The sequence below is a fragment of the Pseudomonas sp. GW821-FHT11D10 genome, assembly GCF_058808435.1.
The window spans coordinates 263,170-286,109 of record NZ_JBXARR010000007.1 but is presented as its reverse complement, the minus strand read 5'-3'; the positions used below and the strand labels follow the sequence as shown (position 1 = coordinate 286,109).

Sequence of the window (22,940 nt, the reverse complement as noted above, 5' to 3'; positions counted from 1 at the left end):
CAGACACTCCTCGATTGGTTTTCAGTGTCCGCCTGCGCCCTCGATCCTCGCTTGCATAAACTTGCGCTTTTGTCGGCGGGCAGGCTGGCAGCGCGAAATCTACGGAGTAGGATGCAAGGCGTTGAAGAGAACCGATCATGGCCGCCATCGATACCCTGCAAGTCTTTCAAGCCCTCAACAATTCGCCCAATGCACGCCTTGTGCACAGCGCCGAGTTGGGTGACGGCTTGTCTGCAGCTTTGTGGACCAATCATCACGACGCCCAGGAATACGAAGCGCCGAGCCATCACACCCTCTCCTGCTACATTGCCGGCGGCACCGGCACCTTCCGCCGTGGCGAGCCCGGCCACAAGGGCGGCCCGGACAAGCTGTGCATCCTGCCCGCCGATCACGAATCAGGTTGGGTCATCAACGGTGATATTCGTCTGGCTCACCTGTATTTCAGCGCCGAACAATTTGCCCTGGGGTGCGTGACGCTGCTGGATCGCGAGCCCCGGGAAATGCAGCTGCGCGAACAGACTTTTCTCGAAGACCCGCAACAGGCCCGCCGGTTTCGCCAGTTGCTGACACTGAACTGGGACGAACCCGGGGAGCGTTTGCTGACCAGCAGCCTGGCCCACGAACTGATCAGCCATACCTTGCTGAGTCAGGTCGGCGTACGTCAGGGCTTGCGCCTCAAGGGTGGACTGGCGCCGCATCAGCGTCGGCAACTGGTGGAATTCATCGACAGCCAACTGGCCGAGCCGATCAGCCTCGGTCAACTGGCGGGGTTGTGTGCGTTGTCGGAATACCACTTTGCGCGGATGTTCCGGGTGAGCTTCGGCCTGCCGCCGCATCAGTATGTGCTGGCGCGGCGCTTGAGCCGGGCGCGGGAGTTGTTGCGCGGGACGGCGTTGCCGTTGGGGGAGATTGCTTTGGCGTGTGGATTTGCCAGTGCCAGCCACTTCACCAACCGCTTTCGCCAGGTGCTGGGTGGAACGCCCGGCGAGTATCGCCAGGCGTTTTTGCGCTGATCAGAATTCCAGCGTGCTCGACAACGAAATCTGCCGCGAATCACCCATCGACACGAAGAACCGGCTCGCCGCCGAGGTGTAGTAAGTGCGATCGAACAGGTTCTTCACGTTGAGCTGAAACTTGACCTTCTGCCCCTCAACCCTGGTGTCGTAGGTGGCGAACGCATCGGCCACGGTGTAGCTCGGCAGATCGAAATCATTCACCGCGTTACCCGCTCGTTCACCGACATACCGCGCGCCGGCGCCGACCCGAAGTTGATCACCACCGATCACGCTACCGAAGTCGTAGACCGCCGACAACGAGCCGGTATTCTTCGCCACGTTTTGCAGCTTGTTGCCTTTGTAGTCCGGATCTTCCGTGACCTCGGCGTCGGTATAGGCGTAGCTGCCGATCATGCTCCAGCGGTCGCTGAGCTGGCCGGTCAGATCCACTTCCAGACCACGGGAACGCACTTCACCAGCAGCGCTGTAAATCGTGGTCGGGCCTTCGGCGTTGGCCACCAGCACGTTGCGTTTCTTGATGTCGAACAAGGCGATGTTGCCGGTGACGCGTCCCGGCATATCCAGGCGTGCGCCCAGCTCCCAGGACTTGGCTTCTTCCGGCGCAATGCTGCCGTCGAGCACGGTGCTGCTGCCGCTGAGCGGCGCGATGGTCGAGTTGGGTTTGAACGATTCGGTGTAGCTGCCGTAGAACGACAACGCGTCGGTGTAGCGATACACCAGACCTGCGCGCGGCACCCACTTCTGGCCGTTGCTGTCAGTGTTGGCCTTGAACGGCACGCCCTTGCCGGCGTACTGGTCGTACTCCTGGAAGCGCCCGCCGGCCACCAGAATCCACTGGTCATTGAGGTGGATCGAGTCCTGCAGGAACACCGAATCGCTGCGCAGTTCGTCGGTCTGCGCACTATCCGCCGGGCTGACGGTGGTGCCTTCGACTTCGCGGCCGTAGACCGGGTTGACGTAGCTGAAGGTGCTCAGGCTTTTCTGGCGGATCAGGTCGGCGCGGTAGATCTTGCGGTACTCGTCGTCGACGCCGAACACCAGGTCATGCTGCATGCCCAGCACGTTGACCTTGCCTTCGAGGCTGGCCGTAGTGAAACGGTCGGTGCTGATCGCGCCCTGGGTGCCGTCCATGCTGCGGGTCAGGGTGCCTTTCTTGGTGTCGATCGCGGTTACGCGGACCTGGCTGGCGTCGTAGGTTTCGCGGTTCCAGCTGTAGCCGAAATGGGCTTTCCAGTCGTCGTTGAGTTCGTGATCGGCCTCGAAGTGATAGAGATCCGAGCGCCCTTCCATGTCGTTGAATTTCTCGTCGAGACGCTCGTTGCGCGAGATATCCAGCGGGTGGTTGGTGCGAGGATCGATCAGGGTGCCGCGATCGAATGGGGTCAGGAATTCGCGGTGCTCATAAGCGAACAGCAACTTGGTGCGCTCGCCGTACCAGGCCAGCGACGGCGCGATCAGGGTTTCGCGATGCGTGCCGAAGTTGCGCCAGTAATCTTCGTCTTCGTGGTCCAGCACCATGCGATACGCGAGACCGGAATCCCCCAGCGCACCGGTGCTGTCGAACGTACCGCCGCTGCCATTCTTGCCGTCACCGTAGGTCGAGCCGCGCAGGGTCAGTGCGTTGTACTGAGTCAGTTCAGGCTTCTTGCTGACCATGTTGACTACGCCACCCGGGTCCTGAATCCCGTAGAGCAGCGAGGCCGGGCCCTTGAGCACTTCAACGCGATCCACGGTGGCGTTCATGCCACGGCCCTGTACCACCGGCATGCCGTCGCGCATGATCGAGCCGTTGCGGTTATCGCCGAAGCCACGGGTCATCACCGAATCCTGGGTGCTGCCCAAGGTGTTGCCCTGGGTGATGCCGCTGACGTTGGCCAGTGCGTCATCGAGATTGCGCGGTGCCTGATCGCGAATGACCTGGGCCGGAATCACGTTGACGGTCTGCGGGATTTCCTGAAGCAAAGCAGAGGAGCGCATCACCGAACTGGTTTCCGGTGGCTGGTAGCTCATCGGCTGGTTGACCACCGAAGTGATGGTGGTCGCGCCGAGGTTCAGAGCGCCTGCAGTCGGTTGCGGTTCTAGCGCCAGGGTGTGGCTGTCGGTGCGGCGGAAGGTCAGGCCCGAGCCGGTGAGCAAACGTTGCAGCGCCTGTTCGGCACTCATCTGGCCGTTGATCGCTGGAGCGGTCAGGCCGTAAGGCGCTTCATCGGTGTAGACCACGCTCTGCCCGGTGACACGGCTGAAATCGCTCAGGGCCTGAGGCAACGGCTTGGCGGCCAGGGAAAAAATGAACTGCTTTTGTGGCTGACTGCTGACGGATTCAGCGGCCAGCGCCACGCTCATCGGCAACAGGGCCAATGCCGAAAAACTCAAGGCCGAAACGCCTAACCACTGTTTGACCGAACCCGATTTTGCCCTGGACTTCATTGCTCATGACCTGTGTAGAACCGCAACGGATGCGAATGACTCGCAGTTTCAGTCACTACACGGATGGCGTCCGGGTTTACCTCAGCACAAAGTTGAAAATATTTTCAGCGCAGGATGATCAGCTTGCCCAACACCTGATGCTGCTCGAATCCCAACACCCCTTGCAGCGAATTCAAAACGGCTTGCGGATCCCTGCTCGGAAAGCTGCCACTGACCTTGCGCGCGCCCAGTTCGTCGTTGAGCAACACGATCCGTCCCGGGTAATAACGCCGCAGATCCTGCACCACATCGGCCAGTGTCGACTTGTAGTAAGTCAGCCAGCCCTGGCGCCACGCCAGTTGTGCTTCGCTGTCCACGGCATGCAGTTTTTCCGCAGTGCCTGCGCCGTACGCCACTTGCTGGCCGGCGGTGACAATCTGCTGCTCGGCATTACGCGCCGCTGTCACGCCGACGCGTCCGGACAACACCGTCACCTGCGCACCCTGCGGTTGCAGGCGCACTTCGAACTGCGTGCCGAGCACCCGCGCCTGGCCCTTCTCGGCCTCGACCACAAAAGGATCGCCTGTGTGAGTCACGCTGAAAAATCCTGCGCCCCGGCGCAATTGCACATGCCGCTCGCCGTGACTGAAATCCACGGCGATGGCGCTGTCGGCGTCCAGCGTCACCTGCGATTGATCGGCCAGCGTTACGGTGCGAATCTCGCCCGGTGCCGACACGTAATCGGCGCCTAGATCATCGATCCAGCGCTGCGGCTGCCAACCGCTGCCGAGGCTGATCATCATCAGCAGCAGACAGGCAGCCATCGCCAGCGCGCCGGCCCAACGCCGGACCTGCGGACGACGCGGCCGGTCCATCGCATTGAGCAATCCCTGCAACGCCAGCGCGTCTTCGTCGGCCAAGGTGCGCGCCGGCCCTTCGCTCAATTCCCATACCACTTGCGCCTGGGCGTAGGCCTCGGCGTGGGCCGGGTCAGCGTGCAGCCACTGGCTGAAGGTCAGTTGATCACCGGTGCTCGGGCGGTCGTGCAGCAGGCTCAGCCAGGCGAAAGCGGCCTGCTCCTGCGCGGGCGTCGGGATGACGCGGTCGGTGTTGTTCACGGTGCTTTCCCTGGCAGGCGCGGCGCGGGTTCGCGCAGGCTGGCCTTGCAGGCCTCGAGGGCGCGCATCATATGTTTTTCCACGGCGCTTTGGGACAGGCCCATGGCTTTGGCGATCTCGGCGTACTTGCGCCCGTGGATGCGATTGAGCAAAAAGATCTGCCGCGTGCGCTCGGGTAACGCGCGCAACGCCGCTTCGACGTGGCGCAAATCGTTGCCCGCTTCGAGCGCAGCTTGCGGTTCGCTGGCGCTGCTGTCCGGCTCGTCCGGTTGCCAGCCTTCGTTGACCCGCACCCGCGCGCCTTCGCTGCGCAAATGATCGATGGCGATGTTGCCGGCGCAGCGTAAAAGATAAGTGCTGAGTTCTTCGACCTGCACCAGCGGCCGACGCCAGAAACGCAGGAACAGATCCTGCACAAGATCCGCCGCCGTCGCGCTACAGCCGACGCGCCGATTCACCAGCGCTTCCATCTGCGAACGCTGGGACAGGAACACCTGAAGAAAATGCGCACGGGCGCCGTGGGGTTCGTCGTCCCGGTGTTCGGGAGGATGGCCGATGAGCATGTCACCACCACGCCCATGCGGCGACTGGCGCAGCCAACAGGCTCAACGCCGCCAGCGACAATGCCAGCTTCGGTCGGTACGGCATCAGCAGCACCAGCAACAAGGCGCTGAACATCAGCACGGCGAACCAGTCGACCAGACCAAAACCCCAGCCTTTGGCAGCCACGGCGACCCAGAGTGAAAGGCACAGCAGCGACCAACCGGCGAGCTTCAGATTTCTTGCGCGTCGGGATGAAGGCTTGCGACCCAGCAGCTCATCGTGATGCCGTGGCATCGACAGGCACAGCGCCGTGAATCCGACGTAACACAGCAACAGCGCCAGCAACATCAGCGCGTCCCCTGCTCAAGCGTGATCGGCCGGGTCGTTTCACGACGTGTTTTTTCCACTCGGACGCAGTGACCGGCACGCTGCATTTTCCAGGCAGCCCACGCCAGAAACAGACCGGCACCGAGACAGGTCAGGTCGAAACCGGCCAATGCCCAGTCCTTCTGCGCCAGCGTGACGCCGAGGTGATGCGCAGTGGTCAACGCGTTGAGCAACGGCACCGTGGTGAACAGCAGCGCTGCCAGCGTCAATTGTTCGACCCAGGCTTTGCGACCAGGCCGAAGCAACGCATGCACCCCGCTCAACCCCCATGCGATGAAGAACGCGTTCACTTCCCAATTGGCCCGGCCGTCGATACTCAGAGGCAACAGTCGGTTGGCCCAGAAAAACGCCGCCACCGCGCTGACGAGCCCGGCCATGCTGGCGATGTTCAGCACTTCCACCAGCCGCAACTCGTGCGGCATGACACCGGTTCTGGCGTGTTTGAGCTGACGCTTTCCGAGCCAGATCACCAGTCCGGTGCCGATCATTGCCGTGCCGGCCAGGCCGCAGATGAAATACAGCCAGCGCAGGACCGGGCCGGCGAAGTGTCCGATGTGCAGGCCATAAAAACTGCCGGCAATCATCATCGGCAGCGGCTTGGCCGGGGTCGCGCCGAGGATTTGCCCGGTCACTCCATTGAAGGCCACGTCGTTACCGTATTCGTAGGCGATCCTGTCGGAGCTGGCACGCGACACCTGCACGGAGGCATTGGCGTCGCCGGGGTTGATCACGGTCACCCGCGCGGCATTACCACCGCCCCATTGTTCGCTCGCACGCGCCAGCAGCGGCGCCATTGCAGATAACGTGGCGGGTATGCCTGCGCGTTCCGGGGTGGGCGCTTCGGGAAACACTTCTTCGTAAAACGCACTGCGATCGCTGCCATAGGACGCCAGGAGGCTCGCCGGCATAACCATCGCCATGAAGATCACCAGACTGCTGTAGGTGATCATCAGGTGAAAGGGCAGCACCAGCACGCCCACCGCGTTATGCCCATCGAGCCAGGAGCGCTGGCCTTTGCGCGGACGGAAGGTAAAGAAGTCCTTGAAGATTTTCTTGTGGGTAATGATGCCGGTGATCAGCGCGATGAACATCACCATCGCAGCGCTGGTCGCCAGCCAGCGACCCCACGGATAAGGCATTTGCAGCTGGAAGTGGAAGCGGTAGAAGAACTCGCCGCCAAAGCTTTTGCGCACGGGCACTTCGACACCGGTCTGAGCGTCGAGGATCTTTTCGGTGAATCTGCCGCGCTCGCCGGGTCTGGCCGGGGCTTGCTGCCAACTTACGGATATTCCGGGATCGCGCGCATCGGGAAGCGTGATCTGCCAGCTCGGCGCGTCGGGTGCACGCTGCTGCAGATAAGTTTGCGCCAGCGTCAGACTCGCGGCGGCATCAAGCGGGCGTGACGGGATTTCCGGCTGCATCCAGTGATTGGTCTCGTCCTTGAAATAGGCCAGCGTCCCGGTCAGGAAAATCGCGAACAACAGCCAGCCGAAGACCAGCCCGGTCCACGTATGCAGCCAGGCCATCGCCTGCCGAAAACCCTCCTTCATGCCAGACCCAGACCGCGTGCAGCCCCGGAAACGGTCGCCAGAATCACGCTCGGCACCAGCAGACCGACCCACGCCGACCACGCCGTGCGACAGGCGAAACACCAGAGCACCGCCACCAGATACACCAAAAACGAAACGGTCATGCCGGTCACCACCGCTTCGGCGCGGTTCAACGGCAGCCACATTGTCAGCGTGACACTGGCCAGCGCCGCAACCAGATAGCCACCGAACACCGCCGCGAGCACCCGCGAAGTGACGGCCAGACGATAGGACATGGGAAGTGTGGCGAGTTTGGCTTTCATGTTTCGACCCTGAAACGGTTAACGCCCGGCCAACACGCCGAACGACAGGCGAGCAATATTAATGATAAATATTCTCATACGCAAAAGAGTCTGATTGCCGGCGGGCATTCACGACCCTACAATGCGAACCATTCTTGTTCTCTAACGCATCCCGCATGCGCCCGGAGTGATGCCGTTGTCGTCCGCCCATCCTGTCGAATCGCTCTATCAGGCCCACCACAGCTGGCTCACCGGCTGGCTGCGGCGCAAACTCGGCTGCCCGGACAGCGCCGCCGATCTGGCTCAGGACACCTTCATCCGGGTGCTGACCGCCCGCGAACCGCCGGTGATCATCGAGCCGCGCGCATTCCTCACCACTCTGGCCAAGCGCGTGCTGTTCAATCATTACCGCCGTCAGGATCTGGAGCGCGCCTACCTCGACACCCTCGCGCAGATGCCGGAAATGGTCGCGCCTTCGGAAGAAGAGAAAGCCATCATCCTGCAAACCCTGATGGAGCTGGATCAGTTGCTCGACGGTCTGCCGCGCGCGGTCAAACGTGCATTTCTGCTGGCGCAGGTCGACGGCCTGACCTATCCGCAGATCGCCGCTGAACTGGGCATTTCCGTGGCGACGGTCAAACGCCATCTGAATAAAGCGGCGATGCGCTGCTACTTCGCCCTGTGAATCCGCCGATGGATTTTTCCGCGCAGGTTGCCGAACAGGCGGTGCACTGGTTGCTGGAAATGCAGCAAGGCCAACTGAGCCCGCGTCAGCAACAAGCCTGGCAACAATGGATCGATGCCCACAGCGAACACCGCCGTGCGTGGGAGCACATTCAGCGGATCAATTCGCGGTTGCGCGGGTTGTCGTCGCCACTGGCCCACGCCGCGTTGAATGCGCCGAAGTCCGGCAGCCGCCGTCAGGCGCTGAAGTTGCTGCTGATTCTCGGCGCCGGCTCGGCGGTCACCTGGGGGATGCGCGAGCACAATCCGTTGCCGTCGTTGCTGGCCGATTACCGCAGCCCGATTGGTCAACGCCGCAAGATCTCGCTCGGCGCTGGCGGCCAGTTGCAGCTCAACACCGCGAGCGCGGCAGATGTCCGGGGCAATGGCTTGATCCGTCTGCTCGAAGGCGAAATGTTGCTGACCGCCACTCAATCCTTCGAAGTACAAACCGCCCAAGGCCTGCTGAAAACCCAGGGCGCGCGAATAAACGTGCGGCAGTTTGCCGATCGTACGCAGATCGCACTGTTTGAAGGTCGGGTCGAATTGAACGCGCAAGGTCGCGCGCCGCTGCTGCTGCCGGCCGCCCGACAACTGAGTTTCAGCGCCACCTCCATCAGTGACGCCAAACCGCTGGACGCCAACAGCGGCGCCTGGGCCGACGGCATGCTGGTGGCCGCGCACATGCGCCTGGGCGACTTCCTCGACGAACTCGGCCGCTATCGTCGCGGGCAGCTCAATTGCGATGCGAAAGTAGCTGACCTGCTGATTTCCGGGACTTACCCGCTGGACGACAGCGAGCGGATTCTCGATCTGCTGGAAATCAGTCTGCCGGTGAAAGTGAAGCGTTTTACTCGTTACTGGGTGACGGTCGAAGCCAAGGTTTGATCAGCCGCAAAAATAAATGAGCCGTTTTTCAGATCTGGCGTGACAGAGAAGGAAAGCCCCCTTGATTCAACCTTCTCAGGACCGTCCTCCATGCACCCCACCCGCCTCACGCCGCTGGCCCGAACCCTGCGCAACCTCGTCCTCGGCGCCAGCCTGAGCTTCAGCGCCCTGCCCCTTGCGCAGGCTGCCGACACCAAGGCTTATCACATTGCCCCGTCGTCGCTGGAAAATGCCCTCAACCAGTTCGGCCGTGAAGCCGGTGTGCTGATTTCATTCGGCTCGCAGGTCACCAGCGGTGTGCAGAGCCGTGGCCTCGAAGGCAGCTACACAGCGGAACAAGGTTTGAATGCGCTGCTCGAAGGCACCGGCCTGCAAGCCCGCGCCGAGGGCGGCAACGCTTTCAGCCTGCAACCGTCGAACGACAGCGCACTGGAGCTGGACACCTCGAAAGTGGTCGGCGACTGGTTGGGTGAGGCTGCGCAGGTCAACGTCTTCGAACATCCCGGCGCCCGTGACGTGATCCGCCGCGAAGAATTCGAACGCCAGGGCGCGACCCAGGCTCGTGATGTGCTCAACCGCATTCCCGGCGTCAACGCTCCGGAAAACAACGGCACCGGCAGCCACGACATGGCGCTGAACTTCGGGATTCGTGGCCTCAACCCGCGTCTGGCCGCGCGTTCGACGGTATTGATGGACGGCATTCCGGTGCCGTTCGCGCCATACGGCCAGCCGCAGTTGTCGTTCGCGCCGATCAGCATGGGCAACATGGATGCCGTGGACGTGGTGCGCGGCGGCGGTGCCGTGCGTTACGGCCCGCAGAACGTCGGCGGCGTGGTCAACTTCGTGACCCGGGCGATTCCGGACGAGCCGACCGTCAAGGGCGGATTCCAGACCGAAACCAGTCCTTCTTCCAGCCATGACGGCTTCAAGACCAGCGCCAACCTGCTGGCTGGCGGCACCAATGCCAATGGTCTGGGCGGCGCGTTGCTGTACTCCGGCACTCGCGGTGGCGACTGGCGCGAACACAGCGACACGGAAATCGACGACCTGATCCTCAAGGGCAAATACCAGCTCGACGAGGCCAACAGCTTCAACGCCATGGCCCAGTATTACGAAGGCAAGGCCGACATGCCTGGCGGTCTGAATGTCGCCGACTACGATGCCGATCCGTATCAGTCGACCCGGCCGAAGGACCAGTTCTGGGGCCGTCGCACGATGTTCAATTTCGGCTATCGCTATCAGGAAGATCGCCGCGAGTTCACCGCCAACACCTTCTTCACCAAGACCCTGCGCAGCGGTTATCTGGATCAGGGCACCTTCCTGTCGCTGTCGCCGCGCGAATACTGGGTACGCGGTCTGGAAACCCGCTTCGCCCAAGGCTTCGACCTTGGCGCCACCAGCCATGAAGTCGGCGTCGGCTATCGCTACATCAACGAGGCCGGCCACGAACTGCGTTATCGCACGCCGATCGCCAGCAACGAGTACCCGACCACCAACAGCCGCAATGACCGCGACACTCGCGGCGGCACCGAGGCCAATGCGTTTTTCGTTGATGACCGGATCGACATCGGCAAGTGGACGATCACCCCGGGCGTGCGCTACGAGATGATCGAGTCGCAACAGACCAACAACCTGACCAACGTCAAATACAAGGGCGATTACAACACCGCGCTGCCGGCGCTGAACGTGCTGTACCACCTGACCGACAGCTGGAATCTGTACGCCAACACCGAAGGCTCCTTCGGCAGCGTGCAATACAGCCAGATGCCCAACCGAGTCAGCAGCGGCGAAGTGAAACCGGAGAAGGCCCGCACCTGGGAAGTCGGCACCCGCTACGACAACGGTGCGCTGCGAGCGGAGATCGGCGCGTTCCTGATCAACTTCGACAACCAGTACGAAAGCAACCAGACCAACGACTCGGTGATCGCCCGTGGCGAAACCCGCCATCAGGGCATCGAGACCAGCGTCAATTACGCGCTGGATGACTTGAGCCCGGCACTGGCTGGTTTCGACGTCTACGCCACTTACGCCTATGTCGACGCGACCATCCGCGAAGACGGTCCGAACAAGGGCAATCGTGTGCCGTTCTCGTCGAAACACAAAGGCACGATCGGCGTCGGTTACACCGAAGGGCCGTGGAAACTCAACCTGGACAGCAGCTTCCAGAGCGACCAGTTCGCCGACAACGCCAACACCTCGAAAGAAAGCGCCGACGGCAGCACCGGCAAGATCCCCGGCTACATGCTGTTCAGCAGCCGCGCCGGTTATGACTTCGGCCCGCAGCTGTCGGATCTGAATGTGGCAGTGGGCGTGAAAAACATCTTCAACACCCAGTACTTCACCCGTTCGTTCGATGACAACAACAAGGGCAAGTATGTCGGTGAGCCGCGCACGGTGTACGTGCAGACCTCCGTTGCTTTCTGATCCCTGCTGAAAACAGAAAGGGCCTGCAATTGCAGGCCCTTTCTCATTGGGTGGCTTGGAAAATCAGCGTATCAACTGTTGATCGCTGCCTGTTCGTTCTCGTCAAACTCTTCCGCCAATAGCTTGTCATTGGCTTTGCTTGTGAATGGCACCACAGCGGCTCGCGGTTTGCCGCGCAGTTTGCCAAACAGGTGCTCCAGCGCGTGCTCCAGTTTTTCGGCTGCACCATCGATCGCCTGTTCCAGCGAATCGGCTTTGTGGGTGACGGAAATCGGTTGATGGCCTTTCGGCCGCGCTTCCAGTTGGCAGCGCAAGTCATGGGGACCTGGTTTGTCACCGTTCTCGTCGCTCAGATGGACTTCGACACGGGTCAGGTCTTCCTCATAACGGTCGAGCGTGCTCTCAATTGTGGTGCGTACCCACTCCTCCAGTCGTTTGCTGCTTTGAATATGGTTGTCGCTGTTGACTTGGATTTGCATAGTTCATCCCTTATTTCAGCTAGCTCGCAAGAGGCCTGGAACAGGATTTCGTGACCTCTTGATTACAACAATCGGCCCGCCGGACGAACATTTCAACCCCTTAAAAAAGATAAATATTCATACGCAAAAAAAGCCGGACAACCGAGTAAAGCGCTGGTAAGGTCGGGAGTTGGGTCGCCACGCCGCCCCGAAAAATCTGCTCACAATTGGCCATCACCCAACGGGTGCAGGCTGCGGAAAATCCCCGCCTCTTCCACCAGCCAGTCGTGCACCGCCCGCACGCCCGGATGGCTCAACGCCCCCGGCGCGTAGAGCAAGACATAGCGCTTGTGATTGGGCACCGAAATCCCGAACGGCACGATCAACGTCCCCCGCTCCAGTTCGTCGTTGAGCAACGTGCGCCGGGCGATCGCCACGCCCATGCCGGCAATCGCCGCTTCGATGGTCAGGTGGTTGCGATTGAACGTGTGCCCACGCCGGACATCGGCGCCCTCGAAACCGATGGCATTCAGATAAAACTCCCACTCTGCATATTCATAACTGCCGCGCCAGGCGGTGATGTCGTGCAGCAGCGGGAAGTGCACCAGATCCGCCGGCCCGTGCAGCGGCGGGCGTCCGCGCAGCAGGCCCGGCGCGCACACCGGAAAAATCTGCTCGTCGAGCAAGGCTGTGGATAACAACCCCGGATAACTGCCGTCGTTCAGGTCGATGGCCAGGTCGAAATCCCCTTCATGCAACGGCACGCTGCTGTCCTCGGCCACCAGCCGCAACTGGATGTCCGGGTAACGCTGTTGCAGGCGCGGCAGGCGCGGCGTCAGCCACTTGCTGAGGAACGACGGAATCGAGCGCACCCGCAAAATCCCGCTGATCATCCCCGCATCCAGACGACGCAATTCCGCGTCGATGCTGCCGTAGGCCTCGTTGACCGTGATCGCCAGTCGCTGCCCTTCCGCGCTCAGCTCCACGCCCCGTGCGCGGCGGTGAAACAGGCGAAAGCCCAGACGGTCTTCCAGCTGTCGGATTTGCTGACTCACCGCCCCCGGCGTGATGTGCAGTTCCTCGGCACAGCGGGTGAATGACAGGTGCCGCGCGGCACAGGAAAACACCTGCAGCCAGACGTAAGTCTGGGCATGCAATTGACGACTCATTGTTTAGTCCTGCTAAAGGCTTACTTAGGAAGTTTCGTTAGTCACGTTGAAGCGAGGTAGGCAGTATCGCCGACATTGCGCTCGTCCTACAAAAAATGGCAGCGATTCCTACTCCATTGCTTGTAAGGGTTTAGCATGGCTATCAGTGTTTTCGATCTATTCAAAGTCGGCATCGGCCCGTCCAGTTCCCACACCGTCGGCCCGATGCGAGCTGCGGCGACCTTCGCCCAGGCCCTGATCGAGCAGCATTTGCTGAACGATGTGCAGCGGGTGGAAATCCGTTTGTACGGCTCGCTTTCGGCCACCGGCGTCGGCCATGCCACTGACCGCGCAACGGTCATGGGTCTGATGGGCGAATGGCCGGACAGCATCGATCCGTCGACCATCGAGCCACGCATCCAGCAACTGCGCGAGACCGGCCAACTGTCTCTGGCCGGTGAACGTTCGATTGCCTTCAACTGGCAGCACGATCTCCTGCTGCTGGACGAGAGCCTGCCCTACCACCCCAACGCCATGTCGCTGACAGCCTTTGGTGCATCCGGCCAACTGTTCGAGCAAACGTACTACTCGGTCGGCGGCGGTTTCATCATCGAAGCGGCCGAAGCCGAATCCGGTGTGGCACCGGCCGGCGACGTCGAGTTGCCTTACGAATTCTCCAGCGCCGTCGAACTGCTGGCGCTGTGCAAGCAGCACAACCTGCGGGTTTCCGAACTGATGATGGCCAACGAACGGGTCTGGCGCAGCGACGCCGAGATCCGCCAGGGCCTGCTGCACATCTGGTCGGTGATGCGCGAATGCGTCGAGCAAGGCCTGCGTCATGAAGGCATCCTGCCTGGCGGTCTGAATGTTCCCCGTCGTGCGGCGAAATTGCACCGCAGCCTGCTGGAAATCGGCAAACCGAACGTCATCAGTTCGACCCTGTCGGCGATGGAGTGGGTCAACCTGTTCGCCCTCGCCGTCAACGAAGAGAACGCCGCCGGCGGGCGCATGGTGACCGCGCCGACCAACGGTGCCGCCGGGATCATTCCGGCCGTTCTGCACTACTACATGAAATTCAATCCGGACGCGTCCGACGATGACGTGGTCGCGTTCTTTCTGGGCGCGGCTGCCGTCGGCATCCTGTGCAAGAAAAACGCTTCGATCTCCGGCGCCGAAGTCGGTTGCCAGGGTGAAGTGGGTTCGGCCTGCGCGATGGCTGCTGCGGGTCTGGCCGATGTGCTGGGTGCCACTCCGGAGCAACTGGAAAACGCCGCCGAAATCGGCCTGGAACACAACCTCGGCCTGACCTGCGACCCGGTCGGCGGGCTCGTGCAGGTGCCATGCATCGAGCGCAACGCCATCGCTGCAGTGAAGGCGATCAACGCCACGCAAATGGCCCTGCGCGGCGACGGCAAACACTTCATTTCCCTCGACCGGGTGATCCGCACCATGCGCGATACCGGCGCCGACATGCATGACAAATACAAAGAGACTTCACGGGGCGGCCTGGCCGTGAGCTGGGTGGAGTGCTGAGGAGCGCTCCCTGACCGCCCGTAACACGTGAGCCCGAGCAAGAATAATAACGAGGCAAAAACGATGACCGATGTACGCACACCTGCTGCCGAAAATCCCGCTGTAGACCGCACACGCAACAACGAAACCGCCCACAAGGGCTGGAGCAAATTCGACACCACCTGGATGCTCGGCCTATACGGCACGGCCATCGGTGCCGGCACCTTGTTCCTGCCGATCAACGCCGGTGTCGGCGGCTTCTGGCCGTTGCTGATCCTGGCGTTGCTGGCATTCCCGATGACCTTCTTCGCTCACCGTGGCCTGACCCGTTTCGTACTGTCGGGCCGTTCCGGTGACATCACCGAAGTGGTGGAAGAACACTTCGGCATTGGCGCCGGCAAACTGATCACGCTGCTGTATTTCTTCGCGATCTTCCCGATCCTGCTGGTGTACAGCGTGGCGCTGACCAACACCCTCAGCAGCTTCCTCGAACACCAGTTGCACATTGCCCCACCGCCGCGAGCGGTGCTGTCGCTGGCGCTGATCCTCGGTCTGATGGCCATCGTCCGCTGCGGTCAGAGCGTGATCGTCAAAGCCATGAGCGTGCTGGTGTATCCGTTCGTCGCCGCACTGCTGTTGCTCGGCATCAGCCTGATTCCGAACTGGAACGGCGCATTCTTCGCCAGTGCTCAAGAACCGATGGAAATGTCGGTGTTCCTCAAGACCCTATGGCTGGCGATCCCGGTGATGGTGTTCTCGTTCAACCATTCGCCGATCATTTCCGCCTTCGCCGTCGAGCAGAAACAACGCTACGGCGACCAGGCCGAACGCAAGAGCAGCGGCATCCTCGCCATGGCCCACGGCATGATGGTGGTGACGGTGATGTTCTTCTGCTTCAGCTGCGTGCTGGCGCTGTCGCCGGCGGATCTGGCAGCGGCCAAGGCGCAGAACATTTCAATCCTGTCGTACCTGGCCAACCATTTCCAGACCCCGGTCATCGCTTACGCCGCGCCGCTGATTGCGCTGGTGGCGATCACCAAATCCTTCCTCGGCCACTACATCGGCGCCAGCGAAGGCTTCCAGGGCATGATCGTCAAAAGCCTGCGCGGCCGTGGCCGGGTGATGTCGGCGAGCTGGCTGAACCGTGCTACCGCACTGTTCATGATCCTCAGCTGCTGGGCCGTGGCGACCTTCAACCCGAGCATCCTCGGCATGATCGAAACTCTTGGCGGGCCAGTGATTGCCTGCCTGCTGTTCCTGATGCCGATGTACGCGATCCGCCGCGTGCCGGCCTTGCGCCAGTATTCGGGTCAGGTGTCGAACGTGTTCGTGGTGCTGATCGGCCTGATTGCACTGTCAGCGATCATCTACTCGGTTCTGCCCTGAAACGGGCCGCAAACGAAGAAGGCGAGCCATGGGCTCGCCTTCTTTTTGGCCGGTTTCATTGTTCGACAATATTCCCGGCATGTCCCTTGCTACATCGCTGAAGGAGACAGGACCACGGAAGGGCCGATGGTCAGGTTTGGCGAACCAACCCGATCAAGGCCGGTCAACAACTGCACGTTCAATCAGGCGGTGACGCATCATGGACAATCCTTTTCAGATCATTACCGATGCCTTCGCGCCGGACTATCAGATCAACCTGAGCATTCAGGGGCTCGACGGCAGCATCATGCTGACCCTCTCCAACGGCGGCCGGATCGTCGCCAAACGGATGATCAGCACCGAACAGCGCAACGATCCCAAGCGCCTCAAACGGCTGGTGCAAAGCATTCAGTTCGGCATCGCCATCGAACAGGGCCACAGCGCCATGGCGATCCTCGACGCCATGACCCGCGGCGACGGAATCGCTCCGCCACCGCGTCAGGCCAAACATCAGCCCCGGCCAACTGCCGGCCTTTAAAGTTCGCCCTTCTCCACTTCCGGATGTTCACTGGAACCCGTCCCGATCTTGCGGTGCGGGTTCTCGATTTTCACCGAAGGGAATTGCGACGAGGCGTAACGCACCACCAGAATCGAGAACGCCAGCAGCAGAATCCCGCCGCACAGGTAGATGATGCCCATGTCCGGCGGATTGTGGTGCGAGACGTTGGAGATCAGCAGGCGCGTCAAAGCGGTGATCGCCACGTAGATCAGGAAGCGCACCGGCATGTGGTTGGTCTTGAAATAAATCCCGACCATCGCCCCCAGTTCCAGATAGATGAACAGCAACAGAATGTCATCGATCTTGATGTGCCCTTCCTCGAGCATCCCGAGAAACTCCATCACCGCCGCCCACGCGGTTACCGCACCAATGGCGAACAGCGCCAGGTAATGGAAAGTCTCGACGAACAGGTTGCCCAGGGACTCGGCCAGTTGATGCACGTTTTGCCGCAGTTTCTCGGCCCAGTTGATTTTCACGATGAAGGTTCCTTAGCCCGGTTCGAGCGGATGTTGCTTGCTGGACGTGACGGTTATTGCGCACGTACGCAGATGCATGCAGAAAAGAGGCCACGCCATCATGGCGAGCCGCCGCGAAACCCGCGCCGTGGCGTTTGGTCGCACCTGTGCGCAGGCGCCGGGCTGACAAAATCCGAATCCGGTCTACATTGAAAAGCCACTACCCAAAGCGCAGGGATTCGCTTATCCTTTTCGCTGTATATAGATACAGTAGTCGCAAAGACAACTTAATGTGAAGGCATGTGAGGTGGTGAATGGCCGTCGAAGTGGTATACCGCAGCAGCCGAGATCTGGAGCGCTTGTTCATGGATAAAGCCGAAGCTGACCGTCATGACAAAATGCTCGAACTGGCCGAACTGTTGGCCGAAGTGCTGGAAAAAGCCGTTCCTTCGTTGAGCGAGCAGCAAGTGGAAGAAGTCGGGATCTTCATGGCGAAGAACCGCGATGTGTTCGCCCGGGCGTTCAAGAGCCAGCCTGACGCATTGTCGGAGCTGATCAACGTACCAGCGGGACCGGTTGTGGCAACCGAGCAAGCAGACGTGGCTGAACCGGCAGAAGCGCCAGCCAAACCTGCCAAAGCGGCGAAGGCTGCAAAGTAAGCGACAACTGAATTGACGCCTCTGAATTGAATAGCCCCTGAGTTGAAAGACTCAGGGGCTTTTTCATGCCCGGACAAACCTCAGCGGTACAACACCTTTTCCGCCAGCTCGTCCGCCACCCGCGCGGGTGAACGTTTTTCCGCCTGGGCGTGGGCGAAGACTTCGGTCAGGCGCGAACTGATCTTCGACAGGTGCGCGGTAATGGTCGTCAGTTCTTCGCCGCGATGCTTGAGGGAAACGTAGATCAACCCGCCGGCATTGATCACGTAATCCGGCGCATACAGGATGCCGCGCCGTTCCAGTTGATCGGCGACGTCCAGGTGCGTTAGCTGATTGTTGGCCGAACCCGCCACCGCCGAGCAGCGCAACTGGGTGACCGAGTGACTGTTGAGCACCCCGCCAAGGCCGCACGGCGCGAGGATGTCGCACGGCGTGCTTAGCAATGCGTCGTTGGCGATCGGATGGGCGTTGAGCTGTTCCATCGCCAGTTGCACCTTGCCGTGGTCGATGTCGCTGACCAGCAGTTCGGCGCCAGCGGCGTGCAGTTGTTCGGCCAGGGCATAACCGACATTGCCCAGCCCCTGAATCGCCACGCGCAAGCCTTCGAGGTTGTCGCTGCCCAGCCGCGCCATGGCCGTGGCGCGTATTCCGGTGAACACGCCCATTGCCGCGTGTGGCGCCGGGTCGCCGGCCGAGGTGGTGCTGGTTACGTGCTGGGTCTGCTGGGCGATGCAATCCATGTCCGCCACCGAGGTGCCGCTGTCGATGGCAGTGATGTAGCGGCCGTCGAGCTGATTGATGCAACGGCCGAAGGCTTCGAACAAGGCGCCGCGGTTTTCCACATGGGCCGGCCGCACGATCACGGCGACACCGCCGCCCTGGGCGAGGCCAGCCAGCGCGGCCTTGTAGCTCATGCCCTGGGCCAGGCGTATGGCGTCCTCGACCGCGGATTCGTCGTTCGGGTAGGCAAGATAACGACACCCGCCCAGGGCTGGCCCGAGGCGACTGTTATGAATGGCAATGACCGCCTTCAATCCGGACACCGGATCAACGCTAAGGTGCAGCGATTCCAGGCGAGTGCTTTGCATGAGAGCGAACATCGGCAGGCTCCCGAATCACTTCTGGTAGACGCCAGTATAGGCTTGCGCCTGAAAATTGCTGAAGCGCGCCGGAATAAGCGCCGCCACCGATCGCAGGGTTGTGGCATAACCCGATGGCAGAGCGGCCCGGCACTGGACGAATGGCAAAGACGGGGCTAAAACGAGGCATGCCCCGGAGATTTAGATGAGTCCGCGCCAACGTTTCTTCGATTGTCTGCACCGTTCACCGCCCGCGCTGTTCGAAGCGGCGTTGTGGATGGCCGCCGAACACGACAAACAAGCCGATCCCGAAACGCTGTTGCAGGAATTCAAGGAACTGCAGCAGCGGGTCAGTTATGGCTTGCCGTTGCTGCCGGTCAGCGAGCTGGCGCAACCGCTGCTGCGACGCATGACCGATCTGGGGTTTGCCCAGGATGATTTCGTACCGTTGCGTCCGCAAGCCGCGATGGTGCACAAAGTCATGCAGACCAAACGCGGCCAGCCGCTGGCGCTGGCACTGATCGCCCTGGAACTGGCCCGAGGCCTGGAGATTCCGCTGGTGGGCGTGAACTTCCCCGGGCATTTCCTGCTTAAGGTTCCCGGGGCCGATCACCTGCTCGATCCGTGCGGCGGACGGCGCCTGTATCCGAACGACTGCCGCGAACTGCTGCACCGCCAGTACGGCCACCAGATGAAACTCAACGCCGACCACCTGCTGACTGCCGAGCCAGTGCAGATGCTTCAGCGTCTGTCACGCAACCTGCGCCAGCTGCACCTGACCCACGACGACTTCATCGCGGCGCTGATCGATGCCGAGCGCGTGCTCGAACTGGGCAACGCCAGCGCCGCCGACTATCTGGCCCGGGCCAGTCTGTACCAGCGCCTCGATTGCCCGAACGCCGAGCGTTTCGATCTGGAGCACGCGCTATTGCTCAGTGACGACCCGATTCAGCGACTTCGCCTGACGGAACGGCTGGGGCATCTGCCACCGAATGCGGTTGTCCACTGAACGGCGCAGTAACTGGCGAACGCACCTGAATAATCAGCAACGCCGCAATCACCGCCGGAATCGCGCAGAAGAAGAAAATCTGCTCCACCGGAATGTGCATCGCCAACAACAGGCTGCCGAACAGCGGCCCGAGAATCGAACCGAACCGCCCTACTCCCAATGCCCAGCCGGTGCCGGTGGCACGCACGTGTGCCGGATAGAAATTGCTGGCGAACGCGTTGAGCGTCAGTTGCCCGCCGATGATGCAGAACCCCGCCGCGAACACACAGGCCACCAGATAGCGCGGATTGTCATGATTCAGGCCCAGCAGGATCGTGCACACCGCCGCACCAGCCAGCACACCGGACAGCAGCCGCACCTTGCTTTTCAACCGGTCGGCGAACCACGCCATGCAGATTGCGCCGAGCGTGCCGGCGAACAGGAACATCGACGTCACCAGGTTCGCTTCGTTGAGTTTCAGGCCACTTTCCAGCAGCAGCGACGGCAGCCAGCTGATCATGAAATACAGCAGAATCAGGCTGACGAAAAACGTCGACCAGATCAGCAAGGTCGGGCGTGCGTAACCGTTGCGGAACAACTCCACCACGGTCAGTTTGCTGCCCTGCTCGCGTTCGTTCTGCTCGACCGATGCGGCGGGCGGTTGCCAATCCGGCAGCATCCGCGCGGTGACTTTGCGCAGGCGCGCATACGGCGGCGCATCACGCAGCAGACGTGGCAAGGATTCCGGCAGCATCCACCAGAGAAACGGGAACAACAGCAATGGCGTGACACCGCCGGCGAGGAACACGGCTTGCCAGCCGAAACGGTCGATGAAGCCGGCCGCGACAAAACCACCCGCCGCACCGCCGAATGAAAAGCCGCACGCCGCCAGCGTGACCATCAACGTGCGCAGGCGTGGCGGTGAATATTCCGACATCAGCGCCATGGCGCTGGGCATCGCACCGCCCATGCCGATGCCACAGATGAAGCGCGCGATCATCAGGGTATTCAGGGAATCGGCGAACACCATCAGCACGGTGAGGCTGGCGTAGATCAGCACGCAGGCGAGCAGAATCCGTCGAACGCCGAAGCGGTCGGCCAGTGGCGTCACAGCTAGAGAGCCGAGGGTCAGCCCCAGCAGGTTGGCGCTGAACACCGGGCCGAACGCGGATTTTTCCAGGCCCCAGTCCTGGGCCAGCGCCGGCACCACGTAACCGAGCACCTGGGCGTCATAGCCGTCGGTGACCAGCAGCAAGGCGAGAAGAATCAGGAGCAACCACTGAAAGCGGGACACAGGACGGGCGTCGAGTGCCGCCCGAAAGCTGGCAATCTGGTTATGCATCGCAAGGTACCTGTTTTGTTTTTATGATTTTTTGCGGGTAACCGGAATGGCTCCCGTGCGCTGCACGGGAGCCATCAAATGCTACTTCGGCGTGTCCGGTTGATTCGCCGGATGTGCCGCTATGAACGCCGGATGCTCAGCGGCCAACGCGGCCACCCGACGAATCCGTGGATACGCCTCCAGCGAAACGTCGAACCGCTCGGCCGCGTACAACTGCGGAATCAGGTACACGTCCGCCACGCACGGCCACTCGCCGAAACAGAAACCACTGTCGCCGATCAACTGCTCCACCGTCGCCAGCCCCTGACTGATCCAGTGGCCGATCCACTCGTTCACCTGCGATTCTTCATGCCCCAGACCGCGCAGGCGGTTGAGCACACTGACGTTGTGCAGCGGATGCACATCGCAGCCGATCACCGCCGCCACGCCGCGCACCTGGGCGCGGGCAACGAGGTCTTCGGGCAGCAGCGGCACCTGTGGATAACGTTCTTCCAGGTACTCGATGATCGCCGGCGACTGAATCAGCAACTTGCCTTCGTCAGTGCGCAGCGCCGGCACCCGGCCCTGTGGATTGATCGCCAGGTAAGCCGGTTGCCGATGCTCGCCACCGAGCGGTGCGATCAAATTGACCGGCAACGCCTGGTAGTCGAGGCCCTTGAGTGCCAGCGCGATCCGCACCCGGTACGACGAGGTGGAACGGTAATAGGTATAGAGATCCATGAGCCGCTCCTGTCAGCGCGCCGCCTGCACGGTGCCACGGCATTCACCGAAACCGATCGAGGCAAAACCTTCGCGGGCGCAGCGGGCGCGCAGGATGATTTCGTCACCGTCTTCAAGGAATTTGCGCACTTCGCCGGACGCCAGTTCGATCGGCTTTTTACCGCCCTCGGTGATTTCCAGCAGGCTGCCGAACTGGCCGTTTTCCGGACCGGACAAAGTGCCCGAACCGAACAGGTCACCGGCCTGCAACTGGCAACCGTTGACGCTGTGGTGCGCAACCATTTGCGCGACGGTCCAGTACATGTAGCGGGTGTTGCTCAGGGTCAGGCGATGGGCCGGCAGATTCTGCTCGCGCATCTTCTCGGTGAGCAGCAGCACTTCCAGCTCGATGTCGAAACCACCGCCATCCTGATCGCGCTTGTCGAGCAGGTACGGCAGCGGCTGCGGATCATCTTGCGGACGCGCCGGTTGCGCGGTGCGGAATGGCGCCAGTGCTTCGGCGGTTACCACCCATGGCGAAACACTGGTAATGAAGCTCTTGGACAGGAACGGGCCGAGCGGCTGGTATTCCCAGGCCTGGATGTCACGGGCCGACCAGTCGTTGAGCAGGCAGAAACCGGCGATGTGTTCAGCGGCGTCACCGATGGCGATCGGCTCGCCCATCTCGTTGCCCTGACCGATCCAGATCCCCAGTTCCAGCTCATAGTCCAGCCGTGCGCATGGGCCGAAGGTCGGCTCGGTCGCGCCGGCTGGCAGAGTCTGGCCTTTCGGGCGGCGCACGTCGGCACCGGAGGCGCGCACGGTGGAGGCACGACCGTGGTAGCCGATCGGCACGTGTTTGTAGTTCGGCAGCAGCGGGTTGTCCGGACGGAACAGTTTGCCGACGTTTTGTGCGTGCTCGATGCCGACGTAGAAGTCGGTGTAGTCACTGATGCGCGCCGGCAGGTGCAGCTGGCAATCGGCGGCCAGTGGCAGCAGTTTCGCGCCCTGGGCTTCAATGTTGCCGCGATGAGTGCTGCCTTCGCTGAACAGCTCCAGCAGACGTTCACGCAAGGCAACGCGGGCGTCGCGACCGAGTTCGAAGAACGCGTTCAACTGACCGCCGTGCATGGCTTCGACAGCACTGCGCGCGACGCCGTCGAACAGACCGGCCTCCAGCGCCACTTGCAGATCGAAGATGTGTTCGCCAATCGCCACGCCCGCGCGTGGTGCCGAGCCTTCGATGCTGAACACGCCCAGCGGCAGGTTCTGCAGCGGGAATTCGGTGTGGCCGTTGGCCGAAGCGACCCAACTGCGGGTGATGGAATTCTGAGTCATGG

21 protein-coding genes and 1 pseudogene are annotated in these 22,940 nt (G+C 61.6%); 9 read left to right on the top strand and 13 right to left on the bottom strand.

Going from position 1 to position 22,940, the window contains the following annotated elements; genetic code table 11:
• Window positions 1–137: 137 nt before the first annotated feature.
• The gene (locus AC1RT4_RS21525; RefSeq protein WP_127796967.1) at window positions 138–1,013 is read left to right on the top strand and encodes an AraC family transcriptional regulator; all 876 of its coding nucleotides are present in this window, start codon (window positions 138–140) and stop codon (window positions 1,011–1,013) included.
• Here the strand turns inward: AC1RT4_RS21525 and AC1RT4_RS21520 are convergent, their stop codons facing one another.
• From AC1RT4_RS21520 to AC1RT4_RS21495, 6 genes are all read right to left on the bottom strand, one after another.
• On the bottom strand, window positions 1,014–3,443 hold the full coding sequence (locus AC1RT4_RS21520) for a TonB-dependent siderophore receptor (RefSeq protein WP_493087710.1): 2,430 nt from the start codon (window positions 3,441–3,443) through the stop codon (window positions 1,014–1,016). It abuts the gene before it with no gap.
• Between the two features lie 104 nt (window positions 3,444–3,547).
• The gene (locus tag AC1RT4_RS21515; RefSeq protein ID WP_493087708.1) at window positions 3,548–4,540 is read right to left on the bottom strand and encodes a FecR family protein; all 993 of its coding nucleotides are present in this window, start codon (window positions 4,538–4,540) and stop codon (window positions 3,548–3,550) included.
• On the bottom strand, window positions 4,537–5,103 hold the full coding sequence (locus tag AC1RT4_RS21510) for an RNA polymerase sigma factor (protein ID WP_493087706.1): 567 nt from the start codon (window positions 5,101–5,103) through the stop codon (window positions 4,537–4,539). Before AC1RT4_RS21510 ends, AC1RT4_RS21515 begins: the two co-directional genes overlap by 4 nt.
• Before the next feature lies 1 nt (window position 5,104).
• Window positions 5,105–5,431: a DUF3325 domain-containing protein gene (locus AC1RT4_RS21505; protein WP_493087704.1), complete on the bottom strand. Its 327-nt coding sequence runs from the start codon at window positions 5,429–5,431 to the stop codon at window positions 5,105–5,107.
• Window positions 5,431–7,020, bottom strand: a complete 1,590-nt coding sequence (locus tag AC1RT4_RS21500) for a PepSY-associated TM helix domain-containing protein (RefSeq protein WP_493087702.1) — start codon at window positions 7,018–7,020, stop codon at window positions 5,431–5,433. Before AC1RT4_RS21500 ends, AC1RT4_RS21505 begins: the two co-directional genes overlap by 1 nt.
• On the bottom strand, window positions 7,017–7,322 hold the full coding sequence (locus AC1RT4_RS21495) for a DUF3649 domain-containing protein (protein WP_493087700.1): 306 nt from the start codon (window positions 7,320–7,322) through the stop codon (window positions 7,017–7,019). The genes AC1RT4_RS21500 and AC1RT4_RS21495 overlap by 4 nt, the downstream gene beginning before the upstream one ends.
• Window positions 7,323–7,497: 175 nt before the next feature.
• Between AC1RT4_RS21495 and AC1RT4_RS21490 the strand changes: the two genes are divergently transcribed.
• The 3 genes from AC1RT4_RS21490 to fecA all read left to right on the top strand — a co-directional run bounded on the left by AC1RT4_RS21490 (window position 7,498) and on the right by fecA (window position 11,336).
• Window positions 7,498–7,986, top strand: a complete 489-nt coding sequence (locus AC1RT4_RS21490; RefSeq protein WP_007957265.1) for a sigma-70 family RNA polymerase sigma factor — start codon at window positions 7,498–7,500, stop codon at window positions 7,984–7,986.
• Window positions 7,983–8,912: a DUF4880 domain-containing protein gene (locus AC1RT4_RS21485; RefSeq protein ID WP_493087698.1), complete on the top strand. Its 930-nt coding sequence runs from the start codon at window positions 7,983–7,985 to the stop codon at window positions 8,910–8,912. Before AC1RT4_RS21490 ends, AC1RT4_RS21485 begins: the two co-directional genes overlap by 4 nt.
• Before the next feature lie 90 nt (window positions 8,913–9,002).
• The gene (fecA, locus tag AC1RT4_RS21480) at window positions 9,003–11,336 is read left to right on the top strand and encodes a TonB-dependent Fe(3+) dicitrate receptor FecA (protein WP_493087696.1); all 2,334 of its coding nucleotides are present in this window, start codon (window positions 9,003–9,005) and stop codon (window positions 11,334–11,336) included.
• Window positions 11,337–11,407: 71 nt separating this feature from the next.
• On the opposite strand, the gene AC1RT4_RS21475 is transcribed toward fecA, so the two are convergent.
• Together AC1RT4_RS21475 and AC1RT4_RS21470 are read right to left on the bottom strand one after the other, a co-directional pair.
• Window positions 11,408–11,815, bottom strand: a complete 408-nt coding sequence (locus AC1RT4_RS21475; RefSeq protein WP_011332524.1) for an HPF/RaiA family ribosome-associated protein — start codon at window positions 11,813–11,815, stop codon at window positions 11,408–11,410.
• A gap of 200 nt (window positions 11,816–12,015) precedes the next feature.
• Window positions 12,016–12,963 carry a LysR substrate-binding domain-containing protein gene (locus tag AC1RT4_RS21470; RefSeq protein WP_493087694.1) on the bottom strand — a complete coding sequence of 316 codons (948 nt, stop codon included), beginning with the start codon at window positions 12,961–12,963 and terminating at the stop codon, window positions 12,016–12,018.
• Between the two features lie 135 nt (window positions 12,964–13,098).
• Between AC1RT4_RS21470 and AC1RT4_RS21465 the strand changes: the two genes are divergently transcribed.
• From AC1RT4_RS21465 to AC1RT4_RS21455, 3 genes are all read left to right on the top strand, one after another.
• Window positions 13,099–14,475, top strand: a complete 1,377-nt coding sequence (locus AC1RT4_RS21465) for an L-serine ammonia-lyase (RefSeq protein WP_493087692.1) — start codon at window positions 13,099–13,101, stop codon at window positions 14,473–14,475.
• A 63-nt stretch (window positions 14,476–14,538) separates the two neighbouring features.
• Window positions 14,539–15,840, top strand: coding sequence for an HAAAP family serine/threonine permease (locus AC1RT4_RS21460; RefSeq protein ID WP_119426743.1), 1,302 nt, complete (start codon window positions 14,539–14,541; stop codon window positions 15,838–15,840).
• A 199-nt stretch (window positions 15,841–16,039) separates the two neighbouring features.
• Window positions 16,040–16,357 (top strand): DUF3509 domain-containing protein, encoded by a 318-nt coding sequence (locus tag AC1RT4_RS21455; protein WP_493087690.1) that lies wholly within the window; start codon window positions 16,040–16,042, stop codon window positions 16,355–16,357.
• Here AC1RT4_RS21455 and AC1RT4_RS21450 read toward each other — a convergent pair.
• Entirely contained in the window at window positions 16,354–16,854 is a 501-nt protein-coding gene (locus AC1RT4_RS21450) for a phosphate-starvation-inducible protein PsiE (protein ID WP_007957255.1), read from the bottom strand. The genes AC1RT4_RS21455 and AC1RT4_RS21450 overlap by 4 nt on opposite strands.
• Window positions 16,855–17,147: 293 nt before the next feature.
• Between AC1RT4_RS21450 and AC1RT4_RS21445 the strand changes: the two are divergent.
• Window positions 17,148–17,387 (top strand): annotated as a pseudogene (locus tag AC1RT4_RS21445) (YebG family protein); the annotation flags it as partial.
• Window positions 17,388–17,572: 185 nt separating this feature from the next.
• On the opposite strand, the gene AC1RT4_RS21440 reads toward AC1RT4_RS21445, so the two are convergent.
• Window positions 17,573–18,592, bottom strand: a complete 1,020-nt coding sequence (locus AC1RT4_RS21440; RefSeq protein ID WP_493087688.1) for a Glu/Leu/Phe/Val dehydrogenase family protein — start codon at window positions 18,590–18,592, stop codon at window positions 17,573–17,575.
• A 184-nt stretch (window positions 18,593–18,776) separates the two neighbouring features.
• Here AC1RT4_RS21440 and AC1RT4_RS21435 point away from each other — a divergent pair, with 184 nt between their 5' ends.
• The gene (locus tag AC1RT4_RS21435; RefSeq protein ID WP_493087686.1) at window positions 18,777–19,580 is read left to right on the top strand and encodes a SirB1 family protein; all 804 of its coding nucleotides are present in this window, start codon (window positions 18,777–18,779) and stop codon (window positions 19,578–19,580) included.
• Here the strand turns inward: AC1RT4_RS21435 and AC1RT4_RS21430 are convergent.
• The 3 genes from AC1RT4_RS21430 to fahA all read right to left on the bottom strand — a co-directional run bounded on the left by AC1RT4_RS21430 (window position 19,504) and on the right by fahA (window position 22,938).
• Window positions 19,504–20,901, bottom strand: a complete 1,398-nt coding sequence (locus AC1RT4_RS21430; protein ID WP_493087684.1) for an MFS transporter — start codon at window positions 20,899–20,901, stop codon at window positions 19,504–19,506. The genes AC1RT4_RS21435 and AC1RT4_RS21430 overlap by 77 nt on opposite strands.
• An 81-nt stretch (window positions 20,902–20,982) precedes the next feature.
• The gene (gene maiA / locus AC1RT4_RS21425; RefSeq protein WP_493087682.1) at window positions 20,983–21,621 is read right to left on the bottom strand and encodes a maleylacetoacetate isomerase; all 639 of its coding nucleotides are present in this window, start codon (window positions 21,619–21,621) and stop codon (window positions 20,983–20,985) included.
• Between the two features lie 12 nt (window positions 21,622–21,633).
• Window positions 21,634–22,938, bottom strand: coding sequence for a fumarylacetoacetase (fahA, locus tag AC1RT4_RS21420; protein ID WP_493087680.1), 1,305 nt, complete (start codon window positions 22,936–22,938; stop codon window positions 21,634–21,636).
• Window positions 22,939–22,940 lie beyond the last annotated feature (2 nt).

Bases quoted from the DNA above. Each gene is read 5' to 3' on its own strand.
- AC1RT4_RS21465 (WP_493087692.1), top strand. From the start codon at position 13,099: ATGGCTATCAGTGTTTTCGATCTATTCAAAGTCGGCATCGGCCCGTCC.
- AC1RT4_RS21440 (WP_493087688.1), bottom strand. From the start codon at position 18,592: ATGTTCGCTCTCATGCAAAGCACTCGCCTGGAATCGCTGCACCTTAGC.
- AC1RT4_RS21460 (WP_119426743.1), top strand. From the start codon at position 14,539: ATGACCGATGTACGCACACCTGCTGCCGAAAATCCCGCTGTAGACCGC.
- AC1RT4_RS21505 (WP_493087704.1), bottom strand. From the start codon at position 5,431: ATGTTGCTGGCGCTGTTGCTGTGTTACGTCGGATTCACGGCGCTGTGC.
- AC1RT4_RS21520 (WP_493087710.1), bottom strand. From the start codon at position 3,443: ATGAAGTCCAGGGCAAAATCGGGTTCGGTCAAACAGTGGTTAGGCGTT.
- AC1RT4_RS21455 (WP_493087690.1), top strand. From the start codon at position 16,040: ATGGACAATCCTTTTCAGATCATTACCGATGCCTTCGCGCCGGACTAT.
- AC1RT4_RS21475 (WP_011332524.1), bottom strand. From the start codon at position 11,815: ATGCAAATCCAAGTCAACAGCGACAACCATATTCAAAGCAGCAAACGA.
- AC1RT4_RS21430 (WP_493087684.1), bottom strand. From the start codon at position 20,901: ATGCATAACCAGATTGCCAGCTTTCGGGCGGCACTCGACGCCCGTCCT.
- fahA (WP_493087680.1), bottom strand. From the start codon at position 22,938: ATGACTCAGAATTCCATCACCCGCAGTTGGGTCGCTTCGGCCAACGGC.
- AC1RT4_RS21435 (WP_493087686.1), top strand. From the start codon at position 18,777: ATGAGTCCGCGCCAACGTTTCTTCGATTGTCTGCACCGTTCACCGCCC.
- AC1RT4_RS21525 (WP_127796967.1), top strand. From the start codon at position 138: ATGGCCGCCATCGATACCCTGCAAGTCTTTCAAGCCCTCAACAATTCG.
- AC1RT4_RS21470 (WP_493087694.1), bottom strand. From the start codon at position 12,963: ATGAGTCGTCAATTGCATGCCCAGACTTACGTCTGGCTGCAGGTGTTT.
- maiA (WP_493087682.1), bottom strand. From the start codon at position 21,621: ATGGATCTCTATACCTATTACCGTTCCACCTCGTCGTACCGGGTGCGG.
- AC1RT4_RS21495 (WP_493087700.1), bottom strand. From the start codon at position 7,322: ATGAAAGCCAAACTCGCCACACTTCCCATGTCCTATCGTCTGGCCGTC.
- AC1RT4_RS21510 (WP_493087706.1), bottom strand. From the start codon at position 5,103: ATGCTCATCGGCCATCCTCCCGAACACCGGGACGACGAACCCCACGGC.
- fecA (WP_493087696.1), top strand. From the start codon at position 9,003: ATGCACCCCACCCGCCTCACGCCGCTGGCCCGAACCCTGCGCAACCTC.
- AC1RT4_RS21500 (WP_493087702.1), bottom strand. From the start codon at position 7,020: ATGAAGGAGGGTTTTCGGCAGGCGATGGCCTGGCTGCATACGTGGACC.